General features: G+C 71.9%; 23 protein-coding genes and 1 pseudogene. 8 read left to right on the top strand and 16 right to left on the bottom strand.

What is annotated here, in order from left to right:
* Positions 1-63 precede the first annotated feature (63 nt).
* Together ACFWHU_RS22490 and ACFWHU_RS22485 are read right to left on the bottom strand one after the other, a co-directional pair.
* On the bottom strand, positions 64-1,284 hold the full coding sequence (locus ACFWHU_RS22490; RefSeq protein ID WP_387226648.1) for an acetyl-CoA C-acetyltransferase: 1,221 nt from the start codon (positions 1,282-1,284) through the stop codon (positions 64-66).
* A 204-nt stretch (positions 1,285-1,488) separates the two neighbouring features.
* Positions 1,489-2,502, bottom strand: a complete 1,014-nt coding sequence (locus ACFWHU_RS22485) for an SGNH/GDSL hydrolase family protein (protein WP_385797376.1) — start codon at positions 2,500-2,502, stop codon at positions 1,489-1,491.
* A 189-nt stretch (positions 2,503-2,691) separates the two neighbouring features.
* On the opposite strand from ACFWHU_RS22485, the gene ACFWHU_RS22480 reads away from it, so the two are divergent.
* The gene (locus ACFWHU_RS22480; protein ID WP_385797206.1) at positions 2,692-4,089 is read left to right on the top strand and encodes a cystathionine beta-synthase; all 1,398 of its coding nucleotides are present in this window, start codon (positions 2,692-2,694) and stop codon (positions 4,087-4,089) included.
* 332 nt (positions 4,090-4,421) lie between these two features.
* On the opposite strand, the gene ACFWHU_RS22475 is transcribed toward ACFWHU_RS22480, so the two are convergent.
* Entirely contained in the window at positions 4,422-4,847 is a 426-nt protein-coding gene (locus ACFWHU_RS22475; RefSeq protein ID WP_385797203.1) for a hypothetical protein, read from the bottom strand.
* A gap of 192 nt (positions 4,848-5,039) precedes the next feature.
* Between ACFWHU_RS22475 and ACFWHU_RS22470 the strand changes: the two genes are divergently transcribed.
* The 3 genes and pseudogenes from ACFWHU_RS22470 to ACFWHU_RS22460 form a co-directional block, all read left to right on the top strand.
* Positions 5,040-6,608 (top strand): aromatic amino acid ammonia-lyase, encoded by a 1,569-nt coding sequence (locus ACFWHU_RS22470; protein ID WP_385797200.1) that lies wholly within the window; start codon positions 5,040-5,042, stop codon positions 6,606-6,608.
* On the top strand, positions 6,605-7,441 hold the full coding sequence (locus ACFWHU_RS22465) for a MurR/RpiR family transcriptional regulator (RefSeq protein ID WP_385797197.1): 837 nt from the start codon (positions 6,605-6,607) through the stop codon (positions 7,439-7,441). Before ACFWHU_RS22470 ends, ACFWHU_RS22465 begins: the two co-directional genes overlap by 4 nt.
* A 95-nt stretch (positions 7,442-7,536) precedes the next feature.
* A pseudogene (locus ACFWHU_RS22460) lies at positions 7,537-8,103 on the top strand (hypothetical protein); the annotation flags it as partial.
* 91 nt (positions 8,104-8,194) lie between these two features.
* On the opposite strand, the gene ACFWHU_RS22455 reads toward ACFWHU_RS22460, so the two are convergent.
* The 6 genes from ACFWHU_RS22455 to ACFWHU_RS22430 form a co-directional block, all read right to left on the bottom strand.
* Positions 8,195-8,569, bottom strand: a complete 375-nt coding sequence (locus ACFWHU_RS22455) for a hypothetical protein (RefSeq protein ID WP_385797195.1) — start codon at positions 8,567-8,569, stop codon at positions 8,195-8,197.
* A gap of 93 nt (positions 8,570-8,662) precedes the next feature.
* Positions 8,663-9,085 (bottom strand): roadblock/LC7 domain-containing protein, encoded by a 423-nt coding sequence (locus ACFWHU_RS22450; RefSeq protein WP_385797374.1) that lies wholly within the window; start codon positions 9,083-9,085, stop codon positions 8,663-8,665.
* Positions 9,086-9,123: 38 nt separating this feature from the next.
* On the bottom strand, positions 9,124-9,948 hold the full coding sequence (locus ACFWHU_RS22445) for a transcriptional regulator (RefSeq protein WP_387226645.1): 825 nt from the start codon (positions 9,946-9,948) through the stop codon (positions 9,124-9,126).
* Positions 9,945-10,376, bottom strand: coding sequence for a hypothetical protein (locus tag ACFWHU_RS22440; protein WP_387226642.1), 432 nt, complete (start codon positions 10,374-10,376; stop codon positions 9,945-9,947). The genes ACFWHU_RS22445 and ACFWHU_RS22440 overlap by 4 nt, the downstream gene beginning before the upstream one ends.
* A gap of 178 nt (positions 10,377-10,554) precedes the next feature.
* Entirely contained in the window at positions 10,555-11,961 is a 1,407-nt protein-coding gene (locus ACFWHU_RS22435; RefSeq protein ID WP_385797191.1) for an APC family permease, read from the bottom strand.
* A gap of 108 nt (positions 11,962-12,069) precedes the next feature.
* The gene (locus ACFWHU_RS22430) at positions 12,070-13,470 is read right to left on the bottom strand and encodes a diaminopimelate decarboxylase (RefSeq protein ID WP_387226639.1); all 1,401 of its coding nucleotides are present in this window, start codon (positions 13,468-13,470) and stop codon (positions 12,070-12,072) included.
* A 115-nt stretch (positions 13,471-13,585) separates the two neighbouring features.
* Here ACFWHU_RS22430 and hutU point away from each other — a divergent pair, with 115 nt between their 5' ends.
* From hutU to hutI, 4 genes are read left to right on the top strand one after another with little or no spacing between them, the layout of a single operon-like run.
* Positions 13,586-15,259 (top strand): urocanate hydratase, encoded by a 1,674-nt coding sequence (hutU, locus tag ACFWHU_RS22425; protein ID WP_387226637.1) that lies wholly within the window; start codon positions 13,586-13,588, stop codon positions 15,257-15,259.
* Entirely contained in the window at positions 15,256-16,497 is a 1,242-nt protein-coding gene (locus tag ACFWHU_RS22420; protein WP_387226635.1) for an allantoate amidohydrolase, read from the top strand. The genes hutU and ACFWHU_RS22420 overlap by 4 nt, the downstream gene beginning before the upstream one ends.
* Complete coding sequence (locus tag ACFWHU_RS22415; RefSeq protein ID WP_385797184.1) at positions 16,488-17,855, top strand: formimidoylglutamate deiminase; 1,368 nt, start codon at positions 16,488-16,490, stop codon at positions 17,853-17,855. The genes ACFWHU_RS22420 and ACFWHU_RS22415 overlap by 10 nt, the downstream gene beginning before the upstream one ends.
* 17 nt (positions 17,856-17,872) lie before the next feature.
* On the top strand, positions 17,873-19,096 hold the full coding sequence (hutI, locus tag ACFWHU_RS22410; RefSeq protein WP_387226632.1) for an imidazolonepropionase: 1,224 nt from the start codon (positions 17,873-17,875) through the stop codon (positions 19,094-19,096).
* Between the two features lie 84 nt (positions 19,097-19,180).
* Here the strand turns inward: hutI and ACFWHU_RS22405 are convergent, their stop codons facing one another.
* From ACFWHU_RS22405 to ACFWHU_RS22375, 7 genes are all read right to left on the bottom strand, one after another.
* Positions 19,181-20,389, bottom strand: a complete 1,209-nt coding sequence (locus tag ACFWHU_RS22405) for a family 16 glycosylhydrolase (RefSeq protein WP_385797179.1) — start codon at positions 20,387-20,389, stop codon at positions 19,181-19,183.
* A gap of 254 nt (positions 20,390-20,643) precedes the next feature.
* The gene (locus tag ACFWHU_RS22400) at positions 20,644-21,855 is read right to left on the bottom strand and encodes a cytochrome P450 (protein WP_387226920.1); all 1,212 of its coding nucleotides are present in this window, start codon (positions 21,853-21,855) and stop codon (positions 20,644-20,646) included.
* Between the two features lie 100 nt (positions 21,856-21,955).
* Complete coding sequence (locus tag ACFWHU_RS22395; protein ID WP_387226630.1) at positions 21,956-23,248, bottom strand: cytochrome P450; 1,293 nt, start codon at positions 23,246-23,248, stop codon at positions 21,956-21,958.
* A 30-nt stretch (positions 23,249-23,278) separates the two neighbouring features.
* A complete protein-coding gene (locus tag ACFWHU_RS22390; protein ID WP_385797369.1) occupies positions 23,279-23,803 on the bottom strand; it encodes an ATP/GTP-binding protein in 525 nt (174 codons plus the stop codon).
* Positions 23,804-23,927: 124 nt separating this feature from the next.
* Positions 23,928-24,290, bottom strand: a complete 363-nt coding sequence (locus ACFWHU_RS22385) for a DUF742 domain-containing protein (RefSeq protein ID WP_385797176.1) — start codon at positions 24,288-24,290, stop codon at positions 23,928-23,930.
* The gene (locus ACFWHU_RS22380; RefSeq protein ID WP_385797367.1) at positions 24,287-24,733 is read right to left on the bottom strand and encodes a roadblock/LC7 domain-containing protein; all 447 of its coding nucleotides are present in this window, start codon (positions 24,731-24,733) and stop codon (positions 24,287-24,289) included. Before ACFWHU_RS22380 ends, ACFWHU_RS22385 begins: the two co-directional genes overlap by 4 nt.
* An 8-nt stretch (positions 24,734-24,741) precedes the next feature.
* Positions 24,742-26,205 carry an ATP-binding protein gene (locus ACFWHU_RS22375; protein ID WP_387226918.1) on the bottom strand — a complete coding sequence of 488 codons (1,464 nt, stop codon included), beginning with the start codon at positions 26,203-26,205 and terminating at the stop codon, positions 24,742-24,744.
* Positions 26,206-26,365 lie beyond the last annotated feature (160 nt).

Raw genomic sequence — 26,365 nt, 5'->3', positions numbered from 1 at the left:
CGGCTGCCCGGTGTCCGCGGCCGTGCTCGCCGCCGCGGCTCAGTCTCTGTGGTCGCGTTCGCTTCAGCTCAGCCGCTCGATGACCATCGCCATGCCCTGGCCGCCACCCACGCACATCGTCTCCAGGCCGAACTGCTTGTCGTGGAACTGGAGCCCGTTGATGAGCGTGCCCGTGATCCGCGCGCCCGTCATGCCGAAGGGATGGCCGACCGCGATCGCGCCGCCGTTGACGTTCAGCTTGTCGAGGTCGACGCCGAGGTCCCGGTAGGAGGGGATGACCTGCGCGGCGAACGCCTCGTTGATCTCCACCAGGTCGATGTCGTCGATACCCAGGCCCGCGCGGCGCAGCGCCTGCTTGCTGGCCTCGACCGGGCCGTATCCCATGATCTCGGGCGACAGGCCGGAGACGCCGGTGGAGACGATCCGGGCCAGCGGGGTCAGGCCCAGTTCGCGCGCCTTGGTGTCCGACATGATCACGAGGGCGGCGGCGCCGTCGTTGAGCGGGCAGCAGTTGCCGGCGGTGACCAGTCCGTCGGGGCGGAAGACGGGCTTGAGGCCCTGGGTGCCCTCCAGGGTGACGCCCGCGCGGGGGCCGTCGTCCTTGGCCACCACCGTGCCGTCCGGTGTGGTGACGGGGGTGATCTCGCGCTCCCAGAAGCCGTTCTTGATGGCTTCCTCGGCGAGATTCTGGGACCGCACGCCGAACTCGTCCATGTCGCGCCGGGTGATGCCCTTGAGACGGGCCAGGTTCTCGGCGGTCTGGCCCATCGCGATGTACGCGTCGGGGAGCAGACCGTCCTCGCGCGGGTCGTGCCAGTCCGCGCCCTCGGAGGCGGCGACGGTGGCCGTACGGGTCTCGGCGTCGGCGAAGACCGGGTTGTGGGTGCCGGGCATGCCGTCGCTGGAGCCGTTGGCGGAGCGGGACACCATCTCGACACCGGCGGAGATGAAGACGTCACCCTCACCGGCCTTGATGGCGTGCAGCGCCATGCGGGAGGTCTGGAGCGAGGACGAACAGTAACGGGTGATCGTGCAGCCGGGGAGGTGGTCCATCCCCATCTGTACGGCCACGATCCGGCCCAGGTTGTGACCCTGCTCGCCGCCGGGGAGCCCGCAGCCGAGCATCAGGTCGTCGATGTCGTGCGGATCGAGCTCGGGGATCTTGGCGAGCGCGGCCTGGATGATGGTGGCGGTCAGGTCGTCGGGCCGCAGCTCCTTCAGGGAGCCCTTGAAGGCCCGGCCGATGGGGGAGCGGGCGGCGGAGACGATCACGGCTTCGGGCATCACGGGCTCCAGAGGGGCGGGTGCGGTACGGCGGTAGTGCCGTCTGGTGAAGTTACCCGCACGTACGGCTCGGGTCACCGGGCCGGACGTGTGACGAGGGCCGCATCCCGGCTCCGCCCGGTTGCCCGGTCGGTCCTCAATCGCCGGAGGGGCTTGTGGGCAAACCCAGCCCGTCCGGCGATTGAGGACAGGCGCGGCCGCGCGTCATGTGCGGTTGGCGTCCTCCTTCGAGGGGGGCGGCGGCGCGGCCGGCTCCGTCTGGGTCGGCTCGGCCTCCGGCAGACGCCGGCGCCTGCGGTGCTTGAGCAGGGCCCACGGCGCCCGTGCGCCCGTGACCTCCGTGCCCGCCTCGGCCGCCGCCGCGGACGCCGCCTTCGCGACCGGCAGCATGTCCTCGTCGCGCGCGGAGTCCAGATGGTCCGTCTCCGGCCAGAGACCGAGCACCGCGCAGAGCGTCGGCAGGACGGCCATCGCCGCCGTCGCGTACCCCTCCGTCGACGGGTGGTAGTTGTCCGCGCCGAACATCTCCCGGGGATTCGCCTCGAACTCGGGCCCCAGCAGATCGCCGAGCGAGACCGTCCGGCTGCCCTGCTCGACCGCCACGATCGTCTGCGCCGCCGCGAGCTGCCTGCTCACCCGGCGGGCCAGCCAGCGCAGCGGCTGGTACACCGGCTCGATCGTCCCCAGGTCGGGACAGGTGCCGACGACGACCTCCGCGCCCGCCGTCCGCAGCCGCCGCACCGCCGTCGCGAGATACCGGACCGAGGCGGTGGCCGACATCCGGTGGGTGACGTCGTTCGCGCCGACGATGATCACGCAGACGTCCGGGGTCCGGAACGTGTCCGAGAGCAGCACCGTCACCTGGCGTTCCAGATCGTCGGACTGCGCCCCCGGCTGCGCCACGTTCCGCAGATCGACCGGGCGCTCCGCCACCGCCGCCAGGCCCGAGGCGAGAAGCGCTCCGGGTGTCTGGCCCGCCCGCCGCACGCCCTGCCCGGCCGCCGTCGAGTCACCGAGGATGCCCATCCGCAGCGGGTCCGTGTGCCCGTACGCCAGTCCGTACCAGCCGTTGCCGCGGGGCGGGATCGGCGCCGTACCGCCGCCGACCGACCGTTTCGCCAGCTGGACCTCGGCCAGGACGAGACCCACCCCCGCCGCTCCCAGCAGACCGACGCTCCCGCCGCCGAAGGCGGCACCCGCCGCGATCCGCCGTGCCACCCTCGCTCTCGACACAGTCCGGGTCACCTCCCTCTAGTCCCGCCGGTCCCTCTAGCCGTACACACGATGTAGCGGTTCGCACACCGGTGTAGGACCAGCAAGAGGTAATTGCCCCGTAACGGCCGTGGCCCAATCTCTTCCGCGTACGCATACGCTGGCCGGACCATCACGGAGACCCCGGAGACAACGGTGCAATTCCACGACTCGATGATCAGTCTGGTTGGCAATACCCCGCTGCTGAAGCTGGGCAATGTGACCTCGGGCATCCAGGCGACAGTCCTGGCCAAGGTCGAATACTTCAATCCGGGCGGTTCGGTGAAGGACCGGATCGCCCTGCGCATGATCGAGGCGGCGGAGGAGAGCGGCGAACTCCTGCCCGGTGGCACCATCGTCGAACCGACGAGCGGCAACACCGGCGTCGGACTGGCGATCGTGGCCCAACAGAAGGGCTACCACTGCATTTTCGTCTGCCCCGACAAAGTCTCCACGGACAAGATCAACGTGCTGCGGGCGTACGGCGCGGACGTCGTCGTCTGCCCCACGGCGGTCGACCCCGACCACCCCGACTCGTACTACAACGTCTCCGACCGGCTGGTACGTGAGACGCCGGGCGCCTGGAAGCCGGACCAGTACAGCAACCCGAACAACCCGCGCTCGCACTACGAGACCACCGGTCCCGAGCTGTGGGACCAGACGGACGGGCGGATCACCCACTTCGTCACCGGTATCGGCACGGGCGGCACGATCAGCGGCACCGGCCGGTATCTGAAGGAGGTCAGCGAGGGGCGCGTCACGGTCGTCGGCGCCGACCCCGAGGGATCCGTCTACTCCGGCGGCTCGGGCCGGCCGTATCTGGTCGAGGGCGTCGGCGAGGACTTCTGGCCGAGCGCGTACGACCGGACCGTCACCGACGAGATCGTCGCCGTGTCCGACAAGGACTCCTTCCAGATGACGCGCCGCCTCGCCAAGGAGGAGGGCCTGCTGGTCGGCGGCTCCTGCGGCATGGCGGTCGTGGCGGCGCTGCGGGTCGCGGAGCGGCTCGGCCCCGACGACGTCGTGGTCGTGCTGCTGCCCGACAGCGGCCGGGGCTACCTCAGCAAGATCTTCAACGACGAGTGGATGAACGACTACGGCTTCCTGGAGCAGGCCGGGGACGCCCCGCGGGTCGGTGACGTCCTGCGGTACAAGGAGGGCGGCGGCCTTCCCTCCCTCGTGCACATGCACCCCGAGGAGACGGTCGGCCAGGCGATCGAGGTCCTTCGCGAGTACGGCGTCTCCCAGATGCCGATCGTGAAGCCCGGCGCCGGCCACCCGGACGTCATGGCGGCCGAGGTCATCGGCTCCGTCGTGGAGCGCGAACTGCTCGACGCGCTCTTCACCCAGCGCGCCTCGCTCGGCGACCCGCTGGAGAAGCACATGTCGGGGCCGCTGCCGCAGGTCGGCTCCGGCGAGCCCGTGGCCGACCTGATGACCGCGCTGAGCGGTGCCAACGCCGCCGCGGCCGCGATCGTGCTGGTGGAGGGGAAGCCGACGGGTGTGGTGAGCCGTCAGGACCTGCTCGCGTTCCTCGCGAAGGACGCCAAGTAGGGGCATGCGGGCCTTCGTGAAAGTGGTACCAGCGCGACATCTACGCGCAGCACGCACTTAACACGGCTCGGCCACAGTAGTTGTTGTCGGCGTCAGTGATCTCCGGAGCGGCTCCCGGACCCACATGGACGCCAGGACACGGTGCCGGTACTGACCCGGCCCCGGGTCCCTCGCGGGGACCGCCGTCGTCCCGCCCTCCGGAAACGGGGGTGCGGCGGTCCTCGCGACCACTCCCGTCCAGCAACGGCCGGTCCGCCCGCGGACCGGCCGTTCGCGCTGCGCGACCAGGCCCTGTCCCCCCGAACAGGGCCTGCGAAGACGCGCCGTCCGTCCTAGTCCTCCCAGTCGGACGACTGCTTCGACTCCCGCGAGCGCCGGCGCGCCCAGGGCACACCGCCGGCCGCCTGCGCCACGTTCACCCCGACGATGCCGAGCCAGGCCACGCACAGACCACCGAAGTCCGCCTGCACCACGGCGATCGCGGAGAGCGGGATGGCCAGCACCAGCGAGATGATGCCGAAGCCGTACCGCGCGGCGAACGTCTCCTCGGCGCTGCGCGGGCGGGCGCCGCGGGCGACGACCATCTGCTGTTCGGCGAGCTGACGCCGGACACGGCGGTCGGTCGTGCTGTCGAGGCGCTGATCGAGCTTCTCCAGGAACGACTCGATGAGCGCGGACTCGTACTCCGGCCCCAGCTCTCGGCGGGCCTGAAGGGTGGCATCGAGCTCTTTCGTGAGCTCAGGGTCGCGGGCTTCCATGCGCACAACGGTACGAAGCCGAAGGCCCCCGGAACAGTGGGGCTATCCCCCCTCTTTACCTGCGGGGTCCCCTCAGGCCGGCGCCCCGCGCTCCTTGTCGGGACAGCTCTTGCCGGGCTGCATATCGTCATGCAGAGTTCTCGTTGACTGAATAGTTTGTCGATGCCCGGAGTCCCGAGGAGGGCGGCATACATGCCGGACGACCGTGCCGCCGTCGCCGTACACCACGCCCTCGTCGTCCTCGACGGCCAGAGCCTCCCCGTCGCCGACATCGTCCGGCTGGCCGACGGGACCGCCCGGCCCGTGCCCGGTACCGATGCCATGAAGCGCGTCGAGCAGTCCTGGCACACCGCCCGTGAACTCGCCGCCTCCGGGCGGGTCTACGGTCGCTCCACCGGCGTCGGAGCCAACCGCACCGAGACCGTCCCCTCCGACACCGCCGCCGACCACGGACTGCGACTGCTGCGCAGCCACGCGGGCGCCATCGGCCGCCCGCTGCCCGCCCGCGAGGTCCGCGCCATGCTCGCGGTACGGGCCAACCAGCTCCTCGCCGGCGGCGCCGGACTGCGACCCACCGTCGTCACCGCGCTCTGCGACGCCCTGACCTCGGGCGCGCACCCGGTCGTCAACGAGTTCGGCTCGGTCGGCACCGGCGACATCGCCGCCCTCTCCCAGTTGGGCCTCGCCCTCGTCGGCGAACACCCTTGGCAGGGCGGCCCCCCGCCCGAGTCGCAGCCCCTCGACAACAACGACGCGCTCGCCCTCATCAGCAGCAACGCGCTGACGCTCGGTCAGGCAGCCCTCGCACTGGACGAGTTGGGGCGCCTCATCGCCGCCACCGAGCTCGTCGCCGCGCTCTCGCTGCTCGCCGTCGACGGCAGCTACGAGGCGTACGCCGAACCGGTCCACGCCGCGCGCCCGCACCCCGGCTCGTACGCCGTCGCCACCCGGATGCGGCACATCCTCGGCGCCCCCGAGCGCCCCACCCCGCCGCTCGGCCGGATCCAGGACCCGTACGGCTTCCGCTGTGTCCCGCAGATCCACGGACCGGCGCGGGACGCCGCCGACGCGCTGGAGAGGGCGCTCGCCGTCGAGATCAACTCGGCCGCCGAGAACCCGCTGATCTGCCCCGGCACGGACGACGACCTCGCGCCCGCCGCGTACCACCACGGCGGTTTCTACCTTGCCCAACTCGCCCTCGCCCTGGACCACTTCAGGCTCGCGGTCGTCCAGACCGCGCGGCTGTCCACCTCCCGGCTCTCCGCGCTGAACGAACCCGGCTTCACCCGTCTGCGCCCCTTCCTCGCCGACGCCGAGCCCGCGAGCTCCGGCGTGATGATCCTGGAGTACGCGGCCGGGGCCGCCCTCGGTGACCTGCGCGCCTTCTCCGCGCCGGCCTCGCTCGGCCACGCGGTACTGTCCCGTGGCGTGGAGGAGCAGGCCAGCTTCGCCTCGCTGGCCGCGCGGCAGACACTGCGGGCGTGCGAGGCGTACCGTCTCGTTGTCGGGTGCGAACTCGTGGCCGCCGTAAGGGCGTTGCGCCAGCGTGGGCTGCGGCCCGAGGCCGAACTGCCCGTCGGCAGAGCCTTCGTCCTCGCCGAGTCCGTGCTGGAGGCGGAGGTCGCCGACCGGCCGCTGACCGACGACGTGACGGCGGCGACGCGGCTGCTGGACCAACTCGCCACCGCGGCGGACGACATGACACAGACGAGCACGGTGGGTGGCACCGGCATGACAGGCACCACAAGGGGGATCGCGTGAGCGACAGTCCGGCCGCCCGGCTCCAGCAGCTCTTCGAGGGCCACCGGCTCACCCCCACCCAGCGGCGCATCGCGCACAGCATGGTGCGCCGGGCCGCCGACGCGCCGTTCCTGTCCAGTGTCGAGCTGGCGGAACTCGCCGGTGTCAGCCAGCCCTCGGTGACGCGTTTCGCCGTCGCGCTCGGCTTCGACGGCTACCCGGCGCTGCGCAGGCATCTGCGGGAGGTCACGCCCGCCGACCAGGCGGCGGGCACCGCCGAGTACAACGAGTACCAGCAGGCCGTGCACGCCGAGTTGGAGAACCTGCGCCAGCTCGCCGATCTGCTCGCCGACCCGGGCCCGGTCGAGCGGGCCGGGCGCGTACTCGCCGCGTCCACCCCGCTGCCCGTCCTCGGTCTGCGCGCCGCGTCCGCCCAGGCCAAGGGCTTCGCCTACTTCGCCGCCAAGGTCCATCCCGACATCCGGCTCCTCGACGAGGGCGGCACGATGCTCGCCGACCGGATCGACGCGGCGCGCCGCGCCGGTGCGAGCGCCCTGCTCTGCTTCGCGCTGCCGCGCCATCCCAAGGAGGTCGTGGAGGCGCTGGACCACGCGCGCGCGGCCGGGCTGTTCGTGGTCACCGTCGCCGACTCGGCGTTCGCACCCGTCGCCGCCCACAGCGACCTGCTGATCCCGGCCGCCGTCGGCACGGGCCTCGCCTTCGACACGGCGTGCGCGCCGATGCTCCTGGGACGGGTGCTGCTGGAGGCGATGTGCGACGACCTGCCGGACGCGCAGGCGCGCCTGGAGGACTTCGACGTACGGGCCGCCGCCCGGGGCCTGTTCGTCGAATAGGGCCCGCAGGCTTCGCCGTTCTCAGGAAATGCTCAGGAAACAGCACTAATCTGCCCGCCAAAACTTCTGTGAGGTTCTGTGAAGGGGAGGCGGCCGTGGGGCGCGGAGGACAGCAGTCGCTGGCACGGGTGACGGTGATCGTGAGGGCCGGTGCGGCCCCGATGTGGTGGCTCGGGATCCTGGCCGCCGGGGCCGGAGTACTGATCCCCGGACTGACCGGCCGCCTGGTCGGGCTGTACGTCGGGGCGGCGCTGTTCGTGCTGACGGCGGCGGCCGTCGCGGCCGTACGGCGCAGGCGGTACGACGGCTGGGCGGAAGCCGCCTCGCGCGCCGGGAAGTTCGACTATCTCCAGGACCGCTCGGTGACGCTGCGGGTCTGGCGGCGGGCCCGTGTGTGGTGGCTGGCCGGCGGGTTCCTCGCGGCGGTGGCCCTCTCGTTCGCCGTACCGGTCGCGGGCGGCGCCGCCCTCGCGGGCGCCGGTGCCGGGCTGTGGCTCAAGGCCCTGCTGCTCGGCCGCCGTGAGCGCGCGGGAGCGGAACTGCTGTGGGTCCGTACCGACTGGGCCGGGCGTGGCAGCCCCGTCGGCGAGAAGGTCAAGGGCTTTTGTACGACCGGGCTCGAAGCCGGGGACGCCGCGCCCGGTGGGGCGCGGCGACCCCGCGACAAGGCGGCCAGGGGCACCAAGCCGATCAAGAGCGCCAAAGCGGCCAAGGTGACCGAGCCCGCGAAGGCCGAGCGGGAGGGGACCCCCGTCACACCTCCAGTTCGTTCTCGATCTTCTTGAGCTGGTGTCTGGCCATCGCCAGATTCGCCCGCTGCTTGTCCAGCGCCAGATAGAGGAACAGACCGTTGTTCCCCCGTCCCTTGAGCAGCCGGATCAGGTGGTACTGGCCGCCGAGGGTGATCAGGATGTCCTCGATCTCGTCCTTGAGGCCCAGCATCTCCATGGTGCGCACCTTGGCGCGCACCACATCGGTGTTCCCGGCGGCGGCGACCGTCAGATCGAGATCCTTGCCGCCGCCGACGGTGCCAAGAGCCATGCCGCTGGTGTAGTCGACGAGGGCGGCCCCGACGGCGCCTTCGATCGAGGTCGTCGCTTCTTTGAGAGCCGCTTCGGTGTTGGCCATGAACGTCGCACTTCCTTTTCGTCTCTGGGTTGTTCGGGTCTGGGTCGTTGAGGTCCGGGTCGTCCGGGCGGGTGTTCGGCTGGAGGCCATGGGTCAGGCGTTCTCCGGTCGTTCGAGGGCGCTGTCGACCAGGGCGCCGATCCGGGCGCCGGACCGGCGGGCCTCCAGATGGAGCCGGCCGACATTGATCCGCGGCTCGGCGAGCACGGTCAGGACGGCGGAGCCGCCGGCCGCGTACGTGGCCACATAGCCGCGCTCGCCCCTGATCAGCAGTTCGCGGAAGCCGCCCTGGCCCGTGCTGTCGGTCAGCCGCAGGGAGACGCCGAGCGCGGCGGCGGTCAGGGCCGCGACGCCCTCGGGCTCCGCGCCGGAGGCCCCCGCGCCCGAGTTCCCCGCGCCGGTCAGTTCCTCGGCGAGGACCAGACCGTCGGTGCTCGCGGCCAGCGCGCCCGTGAGCTGGGGGAGACGGGCCCGCAGGCGCCGCAGCTCCCCGAGGACTTCGGCCTCCGCCGTCATCAGCTGTCTCCTCTCGCTGCGCAGCCGCAGGGCGCGTCTCACAGGTTTGCCTCCAACGCGTCACGGAGCCGGCGGAGCAGGGCGATGTCCGGGTCGGCCGAGACCTCGGCGATCCAGGCGGGCAGGGCGGGGCGGGCAGGACGGCCGGTGCGGCCCGAGCGGGCCCCCGGCGGCGGATCGGGGGGCGTGTCGATCAGCCCGGCCGCCGCCAGCCGCCGCACCTCCAGCAGGGTGTGGAACGCGGGGCGGCCCAGGGCCCAGGCGATGGCCGCCGGGGTCCGTACGCCGTCGGCCAGCGCCAGCAGCGCGCGCTGCCGGCGGGTGACCGACTGGCCGGGCGCGGGCGCGCGGGGCACCACCGGCGCGGTGTCGACCGCCGGATACGGCCAGACCTGGTCGAGCAGTTCACGGCGCCGCAGCGTCTCGCGTTCGACCGCCGCCGCCGAGACGGGGCGCACCGGGCCGATCCAGTGGCCGACGCCGTAGCGGAACCGGGTGGGGCCGCTGCCCGGTGCCAGTGCGAAGAACGCGGCGTCGTACAGCGCGCCGAGATGGCAGATCTCCAGCTCACCGCCGCCGATCCGGCCGCTGTCGACGAGGAACCGCCCGACCTCGCGCCGGGCGCCCGCCTCGTCGACGGCCCGCAGCCAGCCCTCGCGCGGCAGCCGGCCGCCCGTGGTCAGCAGGATGTCGATGCCGGGCGCCGCGGGGCTCTCGGCGTGCACGACGCGTCCTTCGGCGAGATACAGGGTGCCGTGGTCGCGCAGCAGGGCGCCGGTGGCGCGCTCGTCGGCCAGCCGGACCAGCATGGGCGAGACGGGGGAGGCGTGCGGTGCGACGGGAGCCGCCGTGTCGGCGTTCATGCGAGTACCAGCCGTTCGGCGAGCTGTTGGAGCCTGAGCCGCGCGAGAGCGAGATTCCCCGCGTCCCGGTCGAGCCACAGATGGAGGAAGACGCTGCTGTCGAAGGTCGTCTCGACGAAACGCAGGACGTGGTAGCCGGTACGGCTGGTGACGATCAGGTCCTCGACCGGCGGGCCCTTGCCGTCACCCGCCGCCTCCGGTGTTCCGGGGCCGGCCGGCTCGGCGTCCGGCTCGGCCGGCGCGAACGCCGGGTACTCCGCGGCGGCCCGCGCCAGTTCGGCGGTCTCGGTCGCGGTCGTCTCGTGATCACCGTTGGGTGACTCACCCGCCGTACCGAGCGCCAGGCCGCTGGTCCAGTCGACGATCGCCGCTCCGCGGGCGCCGGGCAGGGCCATGATCTCGTGCAGACATGCGTCGATTCCGGGCACGCGGACTCCCCTCCCAGCCGGTCGTGCGTAGGCACCGTCGTGCGGCAGTGACGGCGAGATTACGCAACGTCCGCAACCTGGAAGGGATTTCGGGCAATTTCCGTTGGAACATGCCCCACGGGGATAGGGTCGGCGCACGGAGCGCCCGTGCGGCGCCCCGTGCGGTGTGCTGCCCGTCCTACTTCGTCACCTCACCGCCGGTCTTGGCGTGCTCCTCCGAACGCGCCTTGAGCACCAGCTTGTTGACCGCCCACAGCGCGATACCGATCGCGAGCAGCACACCGGCCCGGATGTAGACGTCGGCCGTGCGGTCGGCGAGCGGACTGGCCAGGATCAGCGCGGTGACCGCGCCCAGCACGGGCACGATCGTCGGCGCGCGGAAGTGCTTGTGCGACACCGGGTCGCGGCGCAGCACGAGCGCGGCGACGTTGACCACGAAGAACACGCACAGCAGCAGGAACGCCGTCGTGTCGCCGAGCCCCTGGATCTCGCCGGTCGACACCAGCCCGATGGCCAGGACGGACACGAAGACGATGCCGACGACCGGTGTACGGCGCGCGGGGAGCACCCGGCCCATGGCCTTGGGCAGGATGCGTTCGTTGGCCATCCCGTAGCAGAGCCGCGAGGCCATCATGATGTTGATCAGCGCGGAGTTGGTGACGGCGAACAGCGCGATCAGGGCGAAGAGTTTCGGTGGGAAGTCGACGCCGCCGGCCTTCACGACCTCCAGCAGCGGTCCGCTGGAGCCCTCCAGGGTCTTGTGGTCCACCAGGAGTGACGAGACGAGGGCGACCAGGACGTAGATGGTGCCGGTGACCGTGACGCCGATGAAGATGGCGCGCGGGAACGTACGGCTCGGATCCTTGGTCTCCTCGGCCATGTTGACCGAGTCCTCGAAGCCGACGAAGGCGAAGAAGGCGAGAGCCGTCGCACCGAGCACCCCGGTCATCAGGGAGAAGCCGGTGCCGCTCGCCTCGAAGTCGGTGAGCCGCGACGGCTCGCCGTCGCCGGACATGACGGCGTACGCGCCGATACCGAGGATGATCGCCAGACCGCTCAACTCGACCAGTGTGAGTACCACGTTGGTCTTCACGGACTCCGAGACGCCGCGCAGATTCAGCGCCGCGAGCGCGACGATGAACAGGATCGCGATCAGCGTGGGCGGCACCGCGTCGGTGAACTCCGCCAGATAGTCGCCGCTGAACGCGCGGGCCGCGGCGCTCGCCGACGACAGGCCCGAGCACATCACCATGAAGGCGACGATGAAGGTCAGGAACGGGACCTTGAACGCCTTCTGGGTGTAGAGCGCCGCGCCGGCCGCCTTCGGGTACTTGCCGACGAGCTCCACGTACGAGGCGGCCGTCAGGACCGCGACGACGAAGCCGATCGCGAACGGCACCCAGAGCGCGCCGCCGACCCGGCCGGCGACCTGGCCGGTGGTGGCGTAGATGCCGGTGCCCAGGATGTCGCCGATGACGAAGAGGATGAGCAGTTTGGGGCCGAGGGCGCGTTTGAGTTCGGGTGTGTCGCCGGCCGCTGCCGGTGCCGGTGTGTCCGACGCCGTCGGTGTTTCGGATGCGGGCATGGAATGACCTCCCCCGATCGATGGTGGGAAGTGTTCTGCCCTGTGCGGCCGGGCTGATTCCTCTCCGGTCCCGCTCCGCCCCCCATTCGCCTCATCCGGAGCCGGTGGTCAGTCCCGCACGAGCGCGTCCGGATGCCCGCCGCCCGACTCGGCGACGATCTCCGCCACGGTCTGCGGCGCCCGTACGGTGGCGAACCGCACGCCGTGCGTCGTCGTGTCCGTCCCCGGTGTCGTGAAGCCGTGGACGCCGGGCCGGGCGAGGCTGTTGTACGCGTAGTGGTTGGCGAAGTAGTACGCGCCGGTGTCCAGCGCCGCGACGAGATCGCCCTGCTCCAGCAGTGGCAGGGGCCGGTCGGTGGCCAGGACGTCGCCCGCGAAGCACGCCGGGCCCGCGATGTCCTGGGCGACGTCCGGGCCGTCCTTGGGCCGGCCCTCGGCGTCGTACGCGGCGATGCGCAGCGGCCACGACTCCGGGTTGTAGACGGTCCGGGTGGCGACCTGCACGCCCGCGTGGGTGACGGCGATGGGACGGCCGCCGGCGGACTTCGCGTACTCGACGCGGGCCAGCACCGTGCCGTGCTTGGCGAGCAGGGAGCGGCCGAACTCGGTGACGAGCCCGTAGCGGCCGTCGAACAGGCGGGGGACGGTGGACTTCAGCAGCCGGGCGTACTCGGCGTGGGTGGGGGTCTCGTCGTCGGAGGCGAAGTTGACCGGGAGGCCGCCGCCGATGTCGATGGTGTCGACCTGCTGTCGGCCGGTCGCCGCGTTGATCTCCTCGGCCAGTTCGTACACGGTCCGGACGCCCTCCGCCATCAGGGCGAGCGGGACGCCCTGGGAGCCGGAGTGGGTGTGCAGCCGGGTCAGCCAGGGCCGGTCCAGGAACGCCTGTACGACCCATGCGCGGGCGCCCTCGTCGCGCAGCGCGACGCCGAACTTCGAGGTGGCCGTCGCCGTGGACAGGGCGCCGATGGAGCCGCTGCCGGTCTGCGGGTTGACCCGCAGCCCGATCGGGGAACGGGTGGGCGCCGAGGGCAGGAGCGCGTCGAGGCGGGTGAGCTCCTGAGGGTTGTCGGCGTTGACGGCGATACCGAGCGCCAGCGCTTCGCGCAGTTCGGCGGGCGTCTTGGCGGGCGAGTCGAGGACGGTGCGGTCCGGCAGGATCCCGGCGGCGCGAGCCAGCCCCAGCTCGCCGGGGCTCGCGACCTCGGCGCCGATGCCCTCGGCGTGCAGCAGGCGCAGGACGGGGACGAGGGGCGACGCCTTCACGGCGAAGGCGTGCAGCACGCGGGTACCGGGGGCCCCGACGGCGGCGAACGCGGCGTGCAGCGCGGCGGCGGAGGCGCGGATGCCCGCCACGTCGAGGAGCGCGACGACGGGGGCGGTCTCGGTGAGGAGCCCCTGCTCCACGGCGGCTCTTACGGCGAGATCGCGCCTGCCGGCGGCTTCCACGCCCCCTCGTTCCTCGTAGTCCTTGCCTGCTTCCTCGTCCTTACGGGTGTCCTCGACCATGCGTGTCAGCCAATCATCCGGCCGCCGGTTACTCCACTGTTGACTACATCTATTCACCCGGCGAGGATGTGAATAGTTTGACCAACAGTGGAGCAGCGACGGAGGAGGCACCGCCATGTCAGGACCCCGACCCGTACGGGCACCGCGCGGTACGGAACTGAGCGCCCTGGGATGGCAGCAGGAGGCCGCCCTGCGCATGCTCCAGAACAACCTCGACCCCGAGGTCGCCGAACACCCCGACCAGCTCGTCGTCTACGGCGGCACGGGCAAGGCCGCGCGGGACTGGCGCTCGTTCGACGCGATGACGCGCACGCTGCGGACGCTGAAGCAGGACGAGACGATGCTCGTCCAGTCCGGCCGCCCGGTGGGCGTGATGCAGACCCATGAGTGGGCGCCTCGGGTGCTGATCGCCAACTCCAACCTCGTCGGCGACTGGGCCAACTGGGAGGAGTTCCGGCGGCTGGAACAGCTCGGCCTCACCATGTACGGCCAGATGACCGCCGGCTCCTGGATCTACATCGGCACGCAGGGCATCCTCCAGGGCACGTACGAGACGTTCGCCGCCGTCGCCGCCAAGAAGTTCGGCGGCACGCTCGCCGGGACGATCACGCTCACCGCCGGGCTCGGCGGGATGGGCGGCGCGCAGCCGCTGGCCGTCACCATGAACGACGGCGTCGCGATCTGTATCGACTGCGACCCGCGCGCCATCGAGCGCCGTATCGAACACGGCTTCCTCGACGTTCGGGCCGACTCACTGGAGCACGCGCTCCAGCTCGCCACCGAGGCCCGTGACGCGCGCCGGCCGCTGTCCGTCGGGCTGCTCGGCAACGCGGCGGAACTGCTGCCCCGGATGCTCGCGGAAGGCGCGCCGGTCGACATCGTCACCGACCAGACGTCGGCGCACGACCCGCTGGCCTATCTGCCGCTCGGCGTCGACTTCGACGACATGGCGTCGTACGCCGCCGAGAAGCCGGCCGACTTCACGCTGCGGGCCCGCGAGTCCATGGCGCGGCACGTGGAGGCGATGGTCGGCTTCATGGACGCGGGCGCCGAGGTCTTCGACTACGGCAACTCCATCCGGGGCGAGGCCCAACTGGCGGGATACGACCGGGCGTTCGCCTTCCCCGGATTCGTACCCGCGTACATCAGGCCGCTGTTCTGCGAAGGCCGGGGGCCGTTCCGCTGGGCGGCGCTGTCCGGTGAGGCGTCGGACATCCACAAGACCGACAAGGCGATCCTGGAGCTCTTCCCCGAGGGCGACTCCCTCCAGAACGCGTCCCTGCACCGCTGGATCAAGATGGCCGGCGAACGCGTCCACTTCCAGGGCCTGCCCGCGCGCATCTGCTGGCTCGGCCTCGGTGAGCGCGACAAGGCCGGTGAGCGCTTCAACGACATGGTCGCGAGCGGTGAACTCGCCGCTCCGGTCGTCATCGGCCGCGACCACCTGGACGCCGGATCGGTCGCGTCCCCGTACCGCGAGACCGAGGCGATGCTCGACGGCTCGGACGCGATCGCGGACTGGCCGCTGCTGAACGCCATGGTGAACGTCGCCTCCGGCGCCACCTGGGTCTCCATCCACCACGGCGGCGGCGTCGGCATGGGCCGCTCGATCCACGCCGGCCAGGTGACGGTCGCGGACGGGACGGAACTGGCCGGCGACAAGATCCGCCGCGTCCTGACGAACGACCCGGCCATGGGCGTCATCCGCCATGTCGACGCGGGCTACGACCTCGCGGAGTCGGCCGCCGCCGATCGCGGTGTCCGCATCCCGATGCGGGAGGGCGAATGACCCACCCCCCGATCTCGGACCCGAACCGGCAGGTCTCCTTCCAGGAGATGTGGCGGGAGCTGGCGCCCATCGGGCGGGACGCCGGCAGCCGGGGGTACCGGCGCTACGCCTGGAGCGGTGCGGACCTGGAGTGCCGGGAGTGGTTCCGGGGGCAGGCCGAGGTGCGCGGGCTGGTGTACGAGACCGACCGCAACGGCAACCAGTGGGGGTGGCTCGGTGACCCCCACGGCGGGGACGCCGTCGTCGTCGGGTCGCATCTGGACTCCGTGCCCGACGGCGGAGCCTTCGACGGGCCGCTCGGCGTGGTGTCCTCCTTCGCCGCGCTCGACGAACTCCGCCGCAGGGGAGCGGAGTTCACCCGGCCGGTCGCCGTCACCAACTTCGGCGACGAGGAGGGCGCCCGGTTCGGGCTCGCCTGCGTCGGCTCCCGGCTCACCGCCGGACAGCTCGGTCTCGCGCAGGCGCACGCCCTGTGCGACGGCGACGGCGTCCCGCTGCCCCGCGCCATGGAGGCGGCCGGGTACGACCCGGACGCCATCGGGCCCGACCCCGAACGCCTCGCCAGGATCGGCGCGTTCGTCGAACTGCACGTCGAGCAGGGGCGCGCGCTCGATCTGACCGGTGACCCCGTCGGTATCGCCTCCTCCATCTGGCCGCACGGCCGCTGGCGCTTCGACTTCCACGGCGAGGCCAACCACGCCGGCACCACCCGCCTGGCCGACCGCCGCGACCCGATGCTGAGCTACGCGCAGACCGTCCTCGCCGCCCGCCGCGAGGCGGAACTCGCCGGTGCCCTCGCCACCTTCGGCAAGGTCGCCGTCGAACCCAACGGCGTCAACGCCATCCCCTCCCTCGTACGCGGCTGGCTCGACTCCCGCGCCGCCGACCAGGCCACCCTGGACACCGTCGTCACCGCGATCGAGGCGGCGGCCCACGAGCACGCCGAGAGCGCGGGCATCGACCTGCGGGTCGTACGGGAGTCCTTCACGCCCGTCGTCGAATTCGCGCACGCCCTGCGCGACGAGCTCGGCAGGATCCTCGGCGGCAGGCTGCCCGTGCTCGGCACGGGGGCCGGTCACGACGCGGGTATTTTGTCCGGATCCATTCCGACCGCCATGCTGTTCGTACGGAACCCCACCGGCGTCTCGCACTCCCCGGCGGAATTCGCGGCCGAGGACGACTGCGTGGCCGGGGTCCTCGCACTCGCCGACGTACTGGAAGGGCTGGCGTGCACGTGACCACGTACTGGCTGGAGCACGCCTGGCTCGACACGCACGTCGAACCCGGCGTGACCGTGACCGTCGCCGACGGCCGGATCACCGACGTCCGCACCGGGGACGACACCCCGCCGCCCGGCGCCACGGCCCTGCGCGGGATCACGCTCCCCGGCCTGGCCAACACCCACTCGCACGCCTTCCACCGCGCGCTGCGCGGCAAGGTCCAGGTCGGCTCCGGCACCTTCTGGACCTGGCGCGAGATGATGTACCGGGCCGCGGCCAGGCTCACCCCGGACAACTACCACGCGCTCGCCCGCGCCGTGTACGCCGAGATGGCGCTGGCCGGTATCACCGCCGTCGGCGAGTTCCACTATCTGCACCACGCCCCTGGCGGAACGCCCTACGACAATCCCAACGCGATGGGCGAGGCGCTGATCGCCGCGGCCGCCGACGCGGGCATCCGGATCACCCTCCTCGACACCGCCTATCTCTCCTCCGGCATCTCCAAACGCCGCGGCGGCAAGCCCCCGGACCGGCACCAGGTCCGCTTCTCCGACGGCACCGCGCACGCCTGGGCGGAACGCGTGTCCGATCTCGCGGCCCGGTACGCCAAGGACGACGACCACGTGCGGATCGGCGCCGCCATCCACTCCGTACGCGCCGTGCCCGCCGAGCAGCTGTCCACCGTCGCCGAATGGGCCGAGGCCCGGCAGGCCCCGCTCCATGTCCATCTCTCCGAACAGACCGCCGAGAACGACGCCTGCCTCGCCACCCACGGCCGCACCCCCGCCCGTCTCCTCGCCGACCACGGGGTCCTCGGCCCGCGCACCACCGGCGTCCACAACACCCATCTCACCGACGAGGACATCGCCCTGGTGGGCTCCACCCGCACCGGCACCTGCATGTGCCCCACCACGGAACGCGACCTCGCCGACGGCATCGGCCCCGCCGCGCGCCTCCAGCTCGCCGGCTCCCCGCTGTCGCTGGGCAGCGACAGTCACGCCGTGATCGACATCCTCGAAGAGGCCCGCGCCCTGGAACTCAACGAACGCCTGCGCTCCCGCACGCGCGGCCACTGGACGGCCGCCGCGCTCGTCACCGCCGCCACGGCCGACGGCCACGCGGCCCTCGGCAGGCCCGAAGGGGGCCGGATCGAGCGCGGCGCGCTCGCCGACCTCGTCACCGTCGCCCTGGACTCCGTCAGAACAGTGGGGCAAGTGCCCCGGCTGGGCGCGGAGATCGCCGTATTCGCCGCGACAGCCGCCGACGTGCGCCACACGGTCGTGGCCGGCCGCCATCTCGTACGCGACGGTGCGCACACCCTGATCCCCGACGTGCCAGAAGCCCTCGCCCGGTCGATCGCGGCCGTACGCGGCTGAAGGAGAGCGCCCCCACGATGACATCCACGAACGCGCACACCAACAGGCCCACGAACACGCCCGCGAACACAACCACCACCGCCATCACCAACATCGCCGCACTGGTCACCAACGATCCCTCCCTCGGTGACGGATCCCGCATCGGTCTGATCCAGGACGCGGCCGTCGTCATCGGCGGCGACCGCGTCGTCTGGGTCGGTGAATCAAGCAAAGCACCCGCCACTGACAATTCGGTCGACGCGGGCGGCCGGGCCGCCGTCCCCGGCTACGTCGACTCCCACTCCCACCTCGTCTTCGCGGGCGACCGCACCCAGGAGTTCAACGCCCGCATGTCGGGCCGCCCCTACTCCGCCGGCGGCATCCGCACCACCGTCGCCGCGACCCGCGCCGCCACCGACGACGAACTGGGCGCCAACGTCGCGAAGTACCTCGCGGAAGCCCTCCACCAGGGCACCACCACCCAGGAGACCAAGTCCGGCTACGGCCTCACCGTCGCCGACGAGGCACGCGCGCTGCGCGTCGCCGCCCTGCACACGGACGAGGTCACCTACCTCGGCGCCCACATCGTCGCGCCCGAACTCGCCGACGACCCCGCCGCCTACGTCGGCCTCGTCACCGGCGAGATGCTCGACGCCTGCGCCCCGTACGCCCGTTGGGTCGACGTCTTCTGCGAGAAGGGCGCCTTCGACGGGGACCAGGCGCGCGCGATCCTCACCGCGGGCATGGCGAAGGGCCTGATCCCACGCGTCCACGCCAACCAGTTGTCGTACGGCCCCGGCGTCCAGCTCGCCGTCGAGCTGGACGCCGCGTCCGCAGACCACTGCACCCACCTCACCGACGCGGACGTCGACGCGCTCGCCCACTCGCGCACGGTCGCGACGCTGCTGCCCGGCGCCGAGTTCTCCACCCGCGCCGAGTGGCCGGACGCCCGCCGTCTCCTCGACGCGGGCGCCACGGTCGCGCTGTCCACCGACTGCAACCCCGGCTCGTCCTTCACCTCGTCGATGGCCTTCTGCATCGCCCTGGCCGTACGCGACATGGGGATGACGCCCGACGAGGCGATCTGGTCGGCCACGGCGGGCGGCGCCGCCGCGCTGCGCCGCACCGACGTCGGACGCCTCGCACCCGGCGCCCGCGCCGACCTCGTCCTGCTCGACGCCCCGAGCCATGTCCATCTCGCCTACCGGCCGGGAGTCCCGCTGACCCACGCGGTCTGGCGGGCCGGCGAACGCGTGCGCTAGGACGCCCCCGGAACGCGCGAACCCCGGTGGCGGGCAAGGGACTTGCCACGCCGCCGGGGCCGTTGGACCAGTGGTGCCGTACGGCTACGCGTTCACCGACCACTTCTGGTTGGCCGCGCCCGTGCATGTCCAGATCTGTGCCCGCGCCCCGTTGGTCGAGGTGCCGCCGGTCACGTCCATGCATTTGTTCGCCTGGATGTTCACGACATCGTTCGCGCCCGACACGGCCCAGCGCTGATTGCCACTGCCCGCGCAGTCCCAGAGCTGGAGCTGCGCGCCGTCGGCGGTGCTGTTGTCCTTCACGTCCAGGCACTTGCCGAGCGCCCGCAGCGAGTCGTTGGCGCCCCGGCTCCACTGCTGCGCGGCGGAGCCGTTGCAGTCGTAGAGCTGAACAGGCGTCCCGTTGGCCGAACTCGCCGCCGCCACGTCCAGGCACTTGCCGCCGAGACCGGTGATCGAGCCGCCCGTGCCTCCGCCGCCGTCGGTCGTGACCCGCACGTAGTCGACGGTCAGCGTGCTCGGGAAGGGGGTGCTGCTGTTGGGGTCGCCGGGCCAGTAGCCGCCCACGGCGAGGTTGAGGATCAGGAAGAACGGCTTGTTGAACACCCATTCCCGGCCGCCCAGATCGGCGGGCGTACGGGTCTGGAAGACGTTTCCGTCGACCGACCAGCGGATGGAGTTGGGCGACCAGTCGATCGCGAAGGTGTGGAAGGCGTCGGCGAACGCCTGGCCGCCGGGGAGGCTGTAGCCGGCGCCGATGCCGCCCGAGCCCGAGTAACCGGGACCGTGCAGGGTGCCGTGGACCGTGCCGGGCTCGAAGCCGACGTTCTCCATGATGTCGATCTCGCCGCTGTTGGGCCAGCCGACCTGGCCCATGTTGTTGCCGAGCATCCAGAACGCGGGCCACATGCCCTGGCCGCGCGGGATCTTCATCCGGGCCTCGACCCGGCCGTACTGCGCCGTGAACTTGCCGGCGGTGTTGAGCCGGGCGGAGGTGTACTCGCAACGGCCGTACCAGCACTGGTAGTTGCCGGGGTTGTTCTTGCGGGCGGTGATGACGAGATTGCCCTGGCCGTCGAGTGCGGCGTTGTTGTTGCCCGCCGTGTAGTACTGCCGTTCGTGGTTGTTGACGTTGTCGCCGGTCTCGATCTGCCATCTACTGCCGTTGACGGCCGATCCGGCGGGTCCGTCGAAGTTCTCGTCGAACGTCACGGCCATGGGCGCGGCGCTCGCGGCGGCGGTGCGGGGCTCGGGGGAGGGCGTCGCCGCCCCGGAGGGCACGGCGGTGGCCACGCTCGTACAGCAGAGAAGAGCCAGGGCGTACAGCGTCACACGACGCCGCAGGGGGGTTCGCACAGGTCATCACTTCACTTCTTGTGGAGGCATGAGCATGACATTCGGGGCGATTGAACGCGGGGCTGAACCCCGTTATTTCAATACTTGATTTAAGGGAGGGCGGGAGGGGCCGTCAAGGCGTTGGTATGGACCAAACTTCCTGACTGCCCGTCACCCGGCCTCCCGCGTGCGGCCTCCACCGCCCCGAGCAACTACCGCAACGTCACCGGCAGTTGCTGCACACTGTTCCCCACGAAGCTCGCGTGGCGCGGCAGCTCCCCTTCCGTGACCGCGACGTCCAGGTTCGGGAAGCGCGTGAACAGCCGCTCCAGCGCGATCGTCGCCTCCATCCGGGCCAGCGAAGAACCCAGACAGAAGTGGGCGCCGTGCCCGAGCGAGAGATGGCGCGTGGTCGGACCCGTGTACCTGGTGAGGTCGAACACGTCCGCGTCCTCGCCGTGCGCGGCCTTGTCGCGGCCCGCCGCCGAGTAGCCCGCGAGCACCGGCGTCCCCCGCGGGATCACCGTGCCGTCCACGGTCAGGTCCCGGGTCGGGTAGCGGAACGGGAAGAAGCTCACCGGGCTGTCCCAGCGCAGGGTCTCCTCGACCACGTCCGACCAGCTCGCCTTGCCGTTCTGTACCAGTTCGAGCTGATCGCGGTGGCGGCACAGCGCCCGTACCGCGTTGGTGATCAGATTCAGCGTCGTCTCGTGCCCCGCGATGATCATCAGCAGCAGGGTGCCGATGAGTTCGTGCCCGCTCAGCCGGTCGCCGTCCTCCTCGCGCGCCGCGATCAGCGCGCTCGTCAGGTCCTCGCCGGGCTTCTCGGTACGGGAGGCGGCCACCGCGCTCAGTACGGCCACGATGTCCCGGTTGGCGGCCATCGCGTCCTCGGGCGAGATGTCCGTCGCGACGATCTGGTTCGACAGATGGTGCAGCTGGTCCTGGTACTCCGCGTCCACGCCCAGCAGTTCACAGATCACGCCCATCGGCAGCGGCAGCGCGAAGTGCGCGCGGAGGTCGATCGCGTGGTGCCCACTCTCGCCGCCCGCCGCCTCCAGGGCGTCCAGCAGCTCCGCCGTCACCTCCTCCACCCGGCCGCGCAGGGCCTCCACCCGCCGCGTCGTGAACGCCTTGCTCACCAGCGAGCGCAGGCGCCGGTGGTCGTCGCCGTCCGCCGTCGTCATGCCCTGCACGGTCGCGAACGTCTTCAGCGGCCACCCGTCGGGGATCAGCCCCTCTTGCAGCGCCGTGAAGTGCGTGGCGCCCTTCGCGACATCGGGGTGCGACAGGAACTCCTTCAGCGCGTCGTGCCCGATGACCGCCATGGCCTCGACATCGCCGGGAAGTACGACGGGGGCCACCGCGCCCCGCGCGAGCAGGCGCGCGTTCGCGGCGTGCGGGCAGCCACCGGCCGGATCCATCCGGTGCGGGGCGGTGCCGGACGCGTCGGCGGACGGCGCGGACCCGTTTGTGGCAGACGTGTCCGGGGTGGTGCTCGGCTCGGGGCTCAACAGGCTCTCCTCAACTCCGCGTCGCCCGCGCGTCACGCGGCAACTGCGGCTCGGTGAAGCGGACGGGCAGGGCCGCCAGGCCCTTGCTCCAGGGCGACTTGATCCAGGCCAACTCGTGCTCCGGCACCGCCAGTTCGAGATCCGGCAGCCGGTGCCTGATCGTGTCGACCGCGGTACGCGTGATCAGCCTGGCCGGGTCCTGGGCCGGGCAGGTGTGCGGCCCGGCCCCGAACGCCAGATGGGACCGGTTGCCGACGACGGGCGTGCCGTCCTCCGGCAGGATGTCGGGGTCGGCGTTCGCCGCCGCCAGGCCGAGGATCAGCATGTCCCCGGACCGGATCTCCCGGCCGCCGAACCGCAGGTCGCGGGTGGCGTAGCGGGCGGGGAAGTTCTGCGTCGGCGGGAAGCGCCACAGCACCAGGTCCAGCGCGTCGTCGACGCTCAGATGACCGCCGCTGAGCGAGGACCGGAACGCCGGGTCGCACAGCAGGATGCGCAGGGTGGTGGCGATCCAGTTCACCGTCGTCTGGTTGCCGGCGACGAACATCACCACCAGGTTGTGCAGCACCTCCTCGTCCGTCAGCCGTGCCGGGTGGTGCAGCAGCGCGGACGTCACGTCGTTGCCGGGGCGGTGCCGCTTCTCGTCGATCAGGGCGAGCAGGATCGCGCCCATCCGCTTGCTGGCGTCGGCGGAGTCGGCGTTCGCCACGACCAGCCCCGCGATGGCCTGGACGAGTTTCTGCCCGGTCTGCTCGTCGAGCCCGAGCAGACCGGTGATCACCATCAGCGGCAGCTTGCGCGCGTAGTCGGAGACCAGATCCGCCCGCTTGCCGTCGGCGAATTCCGCGATGAGCCGCTCGGCCGTCGCCCGTACGCCGCGCCGCAGTTCGTGTCCGTTGATCCGGCCGAGCGCGTCCGACACGGCCGCCCGCATCCGGCGGTGCTGCGAGCCGTCGGCGAACAGCAGCGCCGGCCGCCAGCCGACCATCGGCAGGATCGGCGAGTCCGCGGGCACCCGGCCCTCGCGCAGCAGGCTCCAGCGGCGCGGGTCGTGCGAGAAGTCCTGCTCCTCACGGGTCAGCCGCAGCACCTCACGGTGCCCGAGCACCAGCCATGCCTCGATGCCGGGCGCGACGGTGACGGGGGCCACCGGGCCGAACTCGGCGCGCAGCCGCTCGTACAGGCGCGGCATCCCGTCACCGTCGAGCTGCTCCCCGTAGATCGGCGTCGCGGGCGAGTCCGCCGACAGCGGCATGGGCGCCGACATGGGCCCGTGCGCGGGCGTCGGTGTGGGCGTGGTCATGTGGACTCCGTGGTCATGCGGGCTCCGTCGTCATGAGGACTCGGCGGCGAGGACTAGGTGGCGTACGAGGGCGATGAGCGCCATGACCGAGGACCGCTCGTCCCGCGCGTCGCAGGACACCAGCGGTGTCTCCGGCAGCAGGTCGAGCGCCGCGCGCAGCTCACTGTCGCTGTGCAGGGGGCTGCCCGGGAAGACGTTGACGGCGACCGCGAACGGCAGCCCCAGATCCTCCAGATGGCCGAGCGCGTCGAACGACGCGGTCAGATCGCGGGTGTCCACCAGGGCGAGCGCGCCGAGCGCTCCCCGCGCCAGATCGCGCCAGGCGGGCAGGAAGCGCTGCTGCCCCGGCGTACCGAAGAGGTAGAGGACCAGCTCGCCGTCGATTGTCATACGGCCGAAGTCCAGGGCGACGGTGGTGGTGGCCTTGGCCTGGTCGACCGTCACGTCGACCGAGGCACCGGCCTGGGTCATGACGGCCTCGGTGCTGAGCGGCTTGATCTCGGAGACCGTACCGATGAACGTCGTCTTGCCGACGCCCAGCGGCCCGACGACCATGATCTTGGCCGCGCCGGCGACGCTGGACCTGACGTACTTGCCCGCGGCGGTGTCGCCCACCCCGGACGCGGCGGGCGCGGCGGACGCGGGGTCGCCGGATGTGTTCAGCGTGGACGCCTCGGCCTCAGAGGCGGCTTTCGAGGCCATGGAGGACCTTTCTCAGAATGGTCACATCGGCTCGTTCGGCCGGCGGTATGGGCGGACGGGTGACGATCAGTCCCCAGTCGATGAGGTCGGCGAGCAACACCTGTACGACGGAGGCCGGTTGACCGAGATGGGCCGACACCTCGGCCACCGACAGAAGTCCCTGACAGTGCGCCAGGATCGTTCGGTGCTCGGGCTGGAGCGTCGCCGGCGGGACCGCTTCCCTGGCCACCACGAGCGACTCCCAGGACAGCGGCTCGCCTCCGGCGTCCGCCCTTCCACCGGTGATCACGTACGGGCGAACCGCCGACGTGGTGGCCCGGTCGTCGGAACGCTCCGTCATGACGACGGGCTCACCGGATCCCGAGGCTGGCTGCTCAGGTGGCTGCCGATCTTCACGACGAGGAGCTGCATCTGCTGGGCCACCAGGCCCACATCGGCGTCGGTCTCGGTCGCGGCGCCCAACTGGGCGCCCACCCCCGCCGACGTGAAGAGGATGAAGCCGTGGTCGGACTCCAGCATCAACTGCCTCACACCCGCGCCGCTCCCGAACAGCAGCCCCGCCGTCGACCGGCCGGTCATGGTCAGCGCGGCGGACGCGGCGGAGAGCGATTCGGCCTCGGCGACGCTCAGTTCGGCCACCGGGCCCCTCAGATTGTCGGCGGACGCGTGGCCGAGCCGCAGACCGTCCTCGGAGACGACCACCGCGTGACGGACCCCGGGGATGTCGGTCAGCGGGCGGAGCATCCATCCCAGGTCGGGCAGTCGGGAGATCGTTCCGGTCACTCTTCCGGTCACTGCCGGCCTCCGTCGTGTTGGTCGGGCACTTCGGTGTCCTGGACGGCCTCCGCGCGGCCACGACGCGAGCCGGACAGCACGCTGGTGATCGACGCGCGTGCCGCTTCGGGGGTCCAGGGGCGGTCGGGCTTCGGGGGTGTCGGCTGCGACGGCTCTTCCTCCGCCCGGTCCTGACCGGCCGCGGCGGCGGAGGTCCGGCGCCGGCTGCGGCGGCGCGGCAGTCCGCCGGGTCCGTCCTCCGCGCGCACGGCGACGGCCGGCCGCTCGTGCTCACGCTCGCCGCCCACCGTGGAGTCGCCCACGGTCGAGTCGCCCACGGTCGAGTCGTCCGGCGACGAGTTCCCCGTCGACGAGCCGCCTGCCCGCGGGTCGCCCGCTTCCGGGTCGCCCGCCGTCGCGGACGCCGTCTCCCGTACCGGCACCGGCTCCGCCGGGAAGTGCGACAGCGGTTCGGTCAGCAGCCGGTGCGGTACGAAGGTGACGGCCCGCGTCCCGCCGTACGCCGACGCCCCCGTCAGCTCCACGTTGAAGCCCATCTCCCGGCTCCAGCGCCCCACGCACGCCAGCCCCAGCCGGGGTACGGCCCCGAGCCGTGTCAGGTCCAGCTCGTCCCTGAGCTGCGACATCGCCTGGTGCAGTACGTCCGGCGGCATACCCAGGCCCGCGTCGTCGATCTCCACGACGGCCCCGGCGCCCACTTCGCGGATCGTCACGATCACCTGGGTACGGGAGGGCGAGAACACGGTCGCGTTCTCCAGGAGTTCGGCGATCGCGTGCATCAGCCCCTCGACGGCCGGCGGCACCACGAACAGCGTCTGCCCGCCGTGCACCTCCACCCGCCCGAACTCCACGATCCGCGACTGCGCGCCACGCACGCAGTCGTACAGCGAGACCGGCTGCGACTCGCGCCTGGCCGGCCAGATCCCGCACATCACCAGCAGTGTCTGGGCCTTGCGGGTCATCTGGGAGGCCGCGTGGTCGGCCTTCATCACGTCCGCCATCAGGCGCGGATCGTCGATGGCGCGCTCCACGTGGTCGAGTACCTGCTGCTGCACCGTGGCCATCGCGTGCATGTTGCGGGCGACCGACTCGAAGGCCGTCTGCACCGAGTCGCGCAGACCGCGCTCGCGCCGTACCCCCTCGTCCGAGCCGAGCGCCGCGACCACCGCGGCCAGCGCCCGTGCGAAGTCCTCGCCGGTGTCGGCCTCGGGCGCGACCGGTCCGGGGACTCCGTCCAACCGCCTTCCCGCGCGGACCCGTTCGGCGATGGCGGGAACACGTACGGCGGCCAGATGGGCCACCTCGGCGCCTCGCGCGGTCGCGGTCCGCCGCTCCCGGTCCCGCTCGGCGCGCTCCGCGCCCAACTGCCGGTGCAGCACCAGGACCCAGGCCAGAAGCAGTACGGCCAGGGCCGCGCAGCCGCTCGCGAGTGCCTGTCTCCACTCCGCCGTGGACGCCAGTCCGATCAGCGCCGCGGCGACGGCGGCGGCCACGAGGGCCCCCAGCCACCACAGCGCCTGTCGGTTCCGTCTGTTCGGCCGCCGGCTCAGCACGGTGGCCCCGACATGGCAGGCGTGGATAGGGCTGACACGGGGACCGGGCCTCTTCCAGGACTCGTCG

The organism is Streptomyces sp. NPDC060366 (genome assembly GCF_042725135.1).
GTDB lineage: Bacteria > Actinomycetota > Actinomycetes > Streptomycetales > Streptomycetaceae > Streptomyces.
Note: the sequence above shows the minus strand (reverse complement) of the source record. Positions and strands in the feature narration are given on the sequence as shown.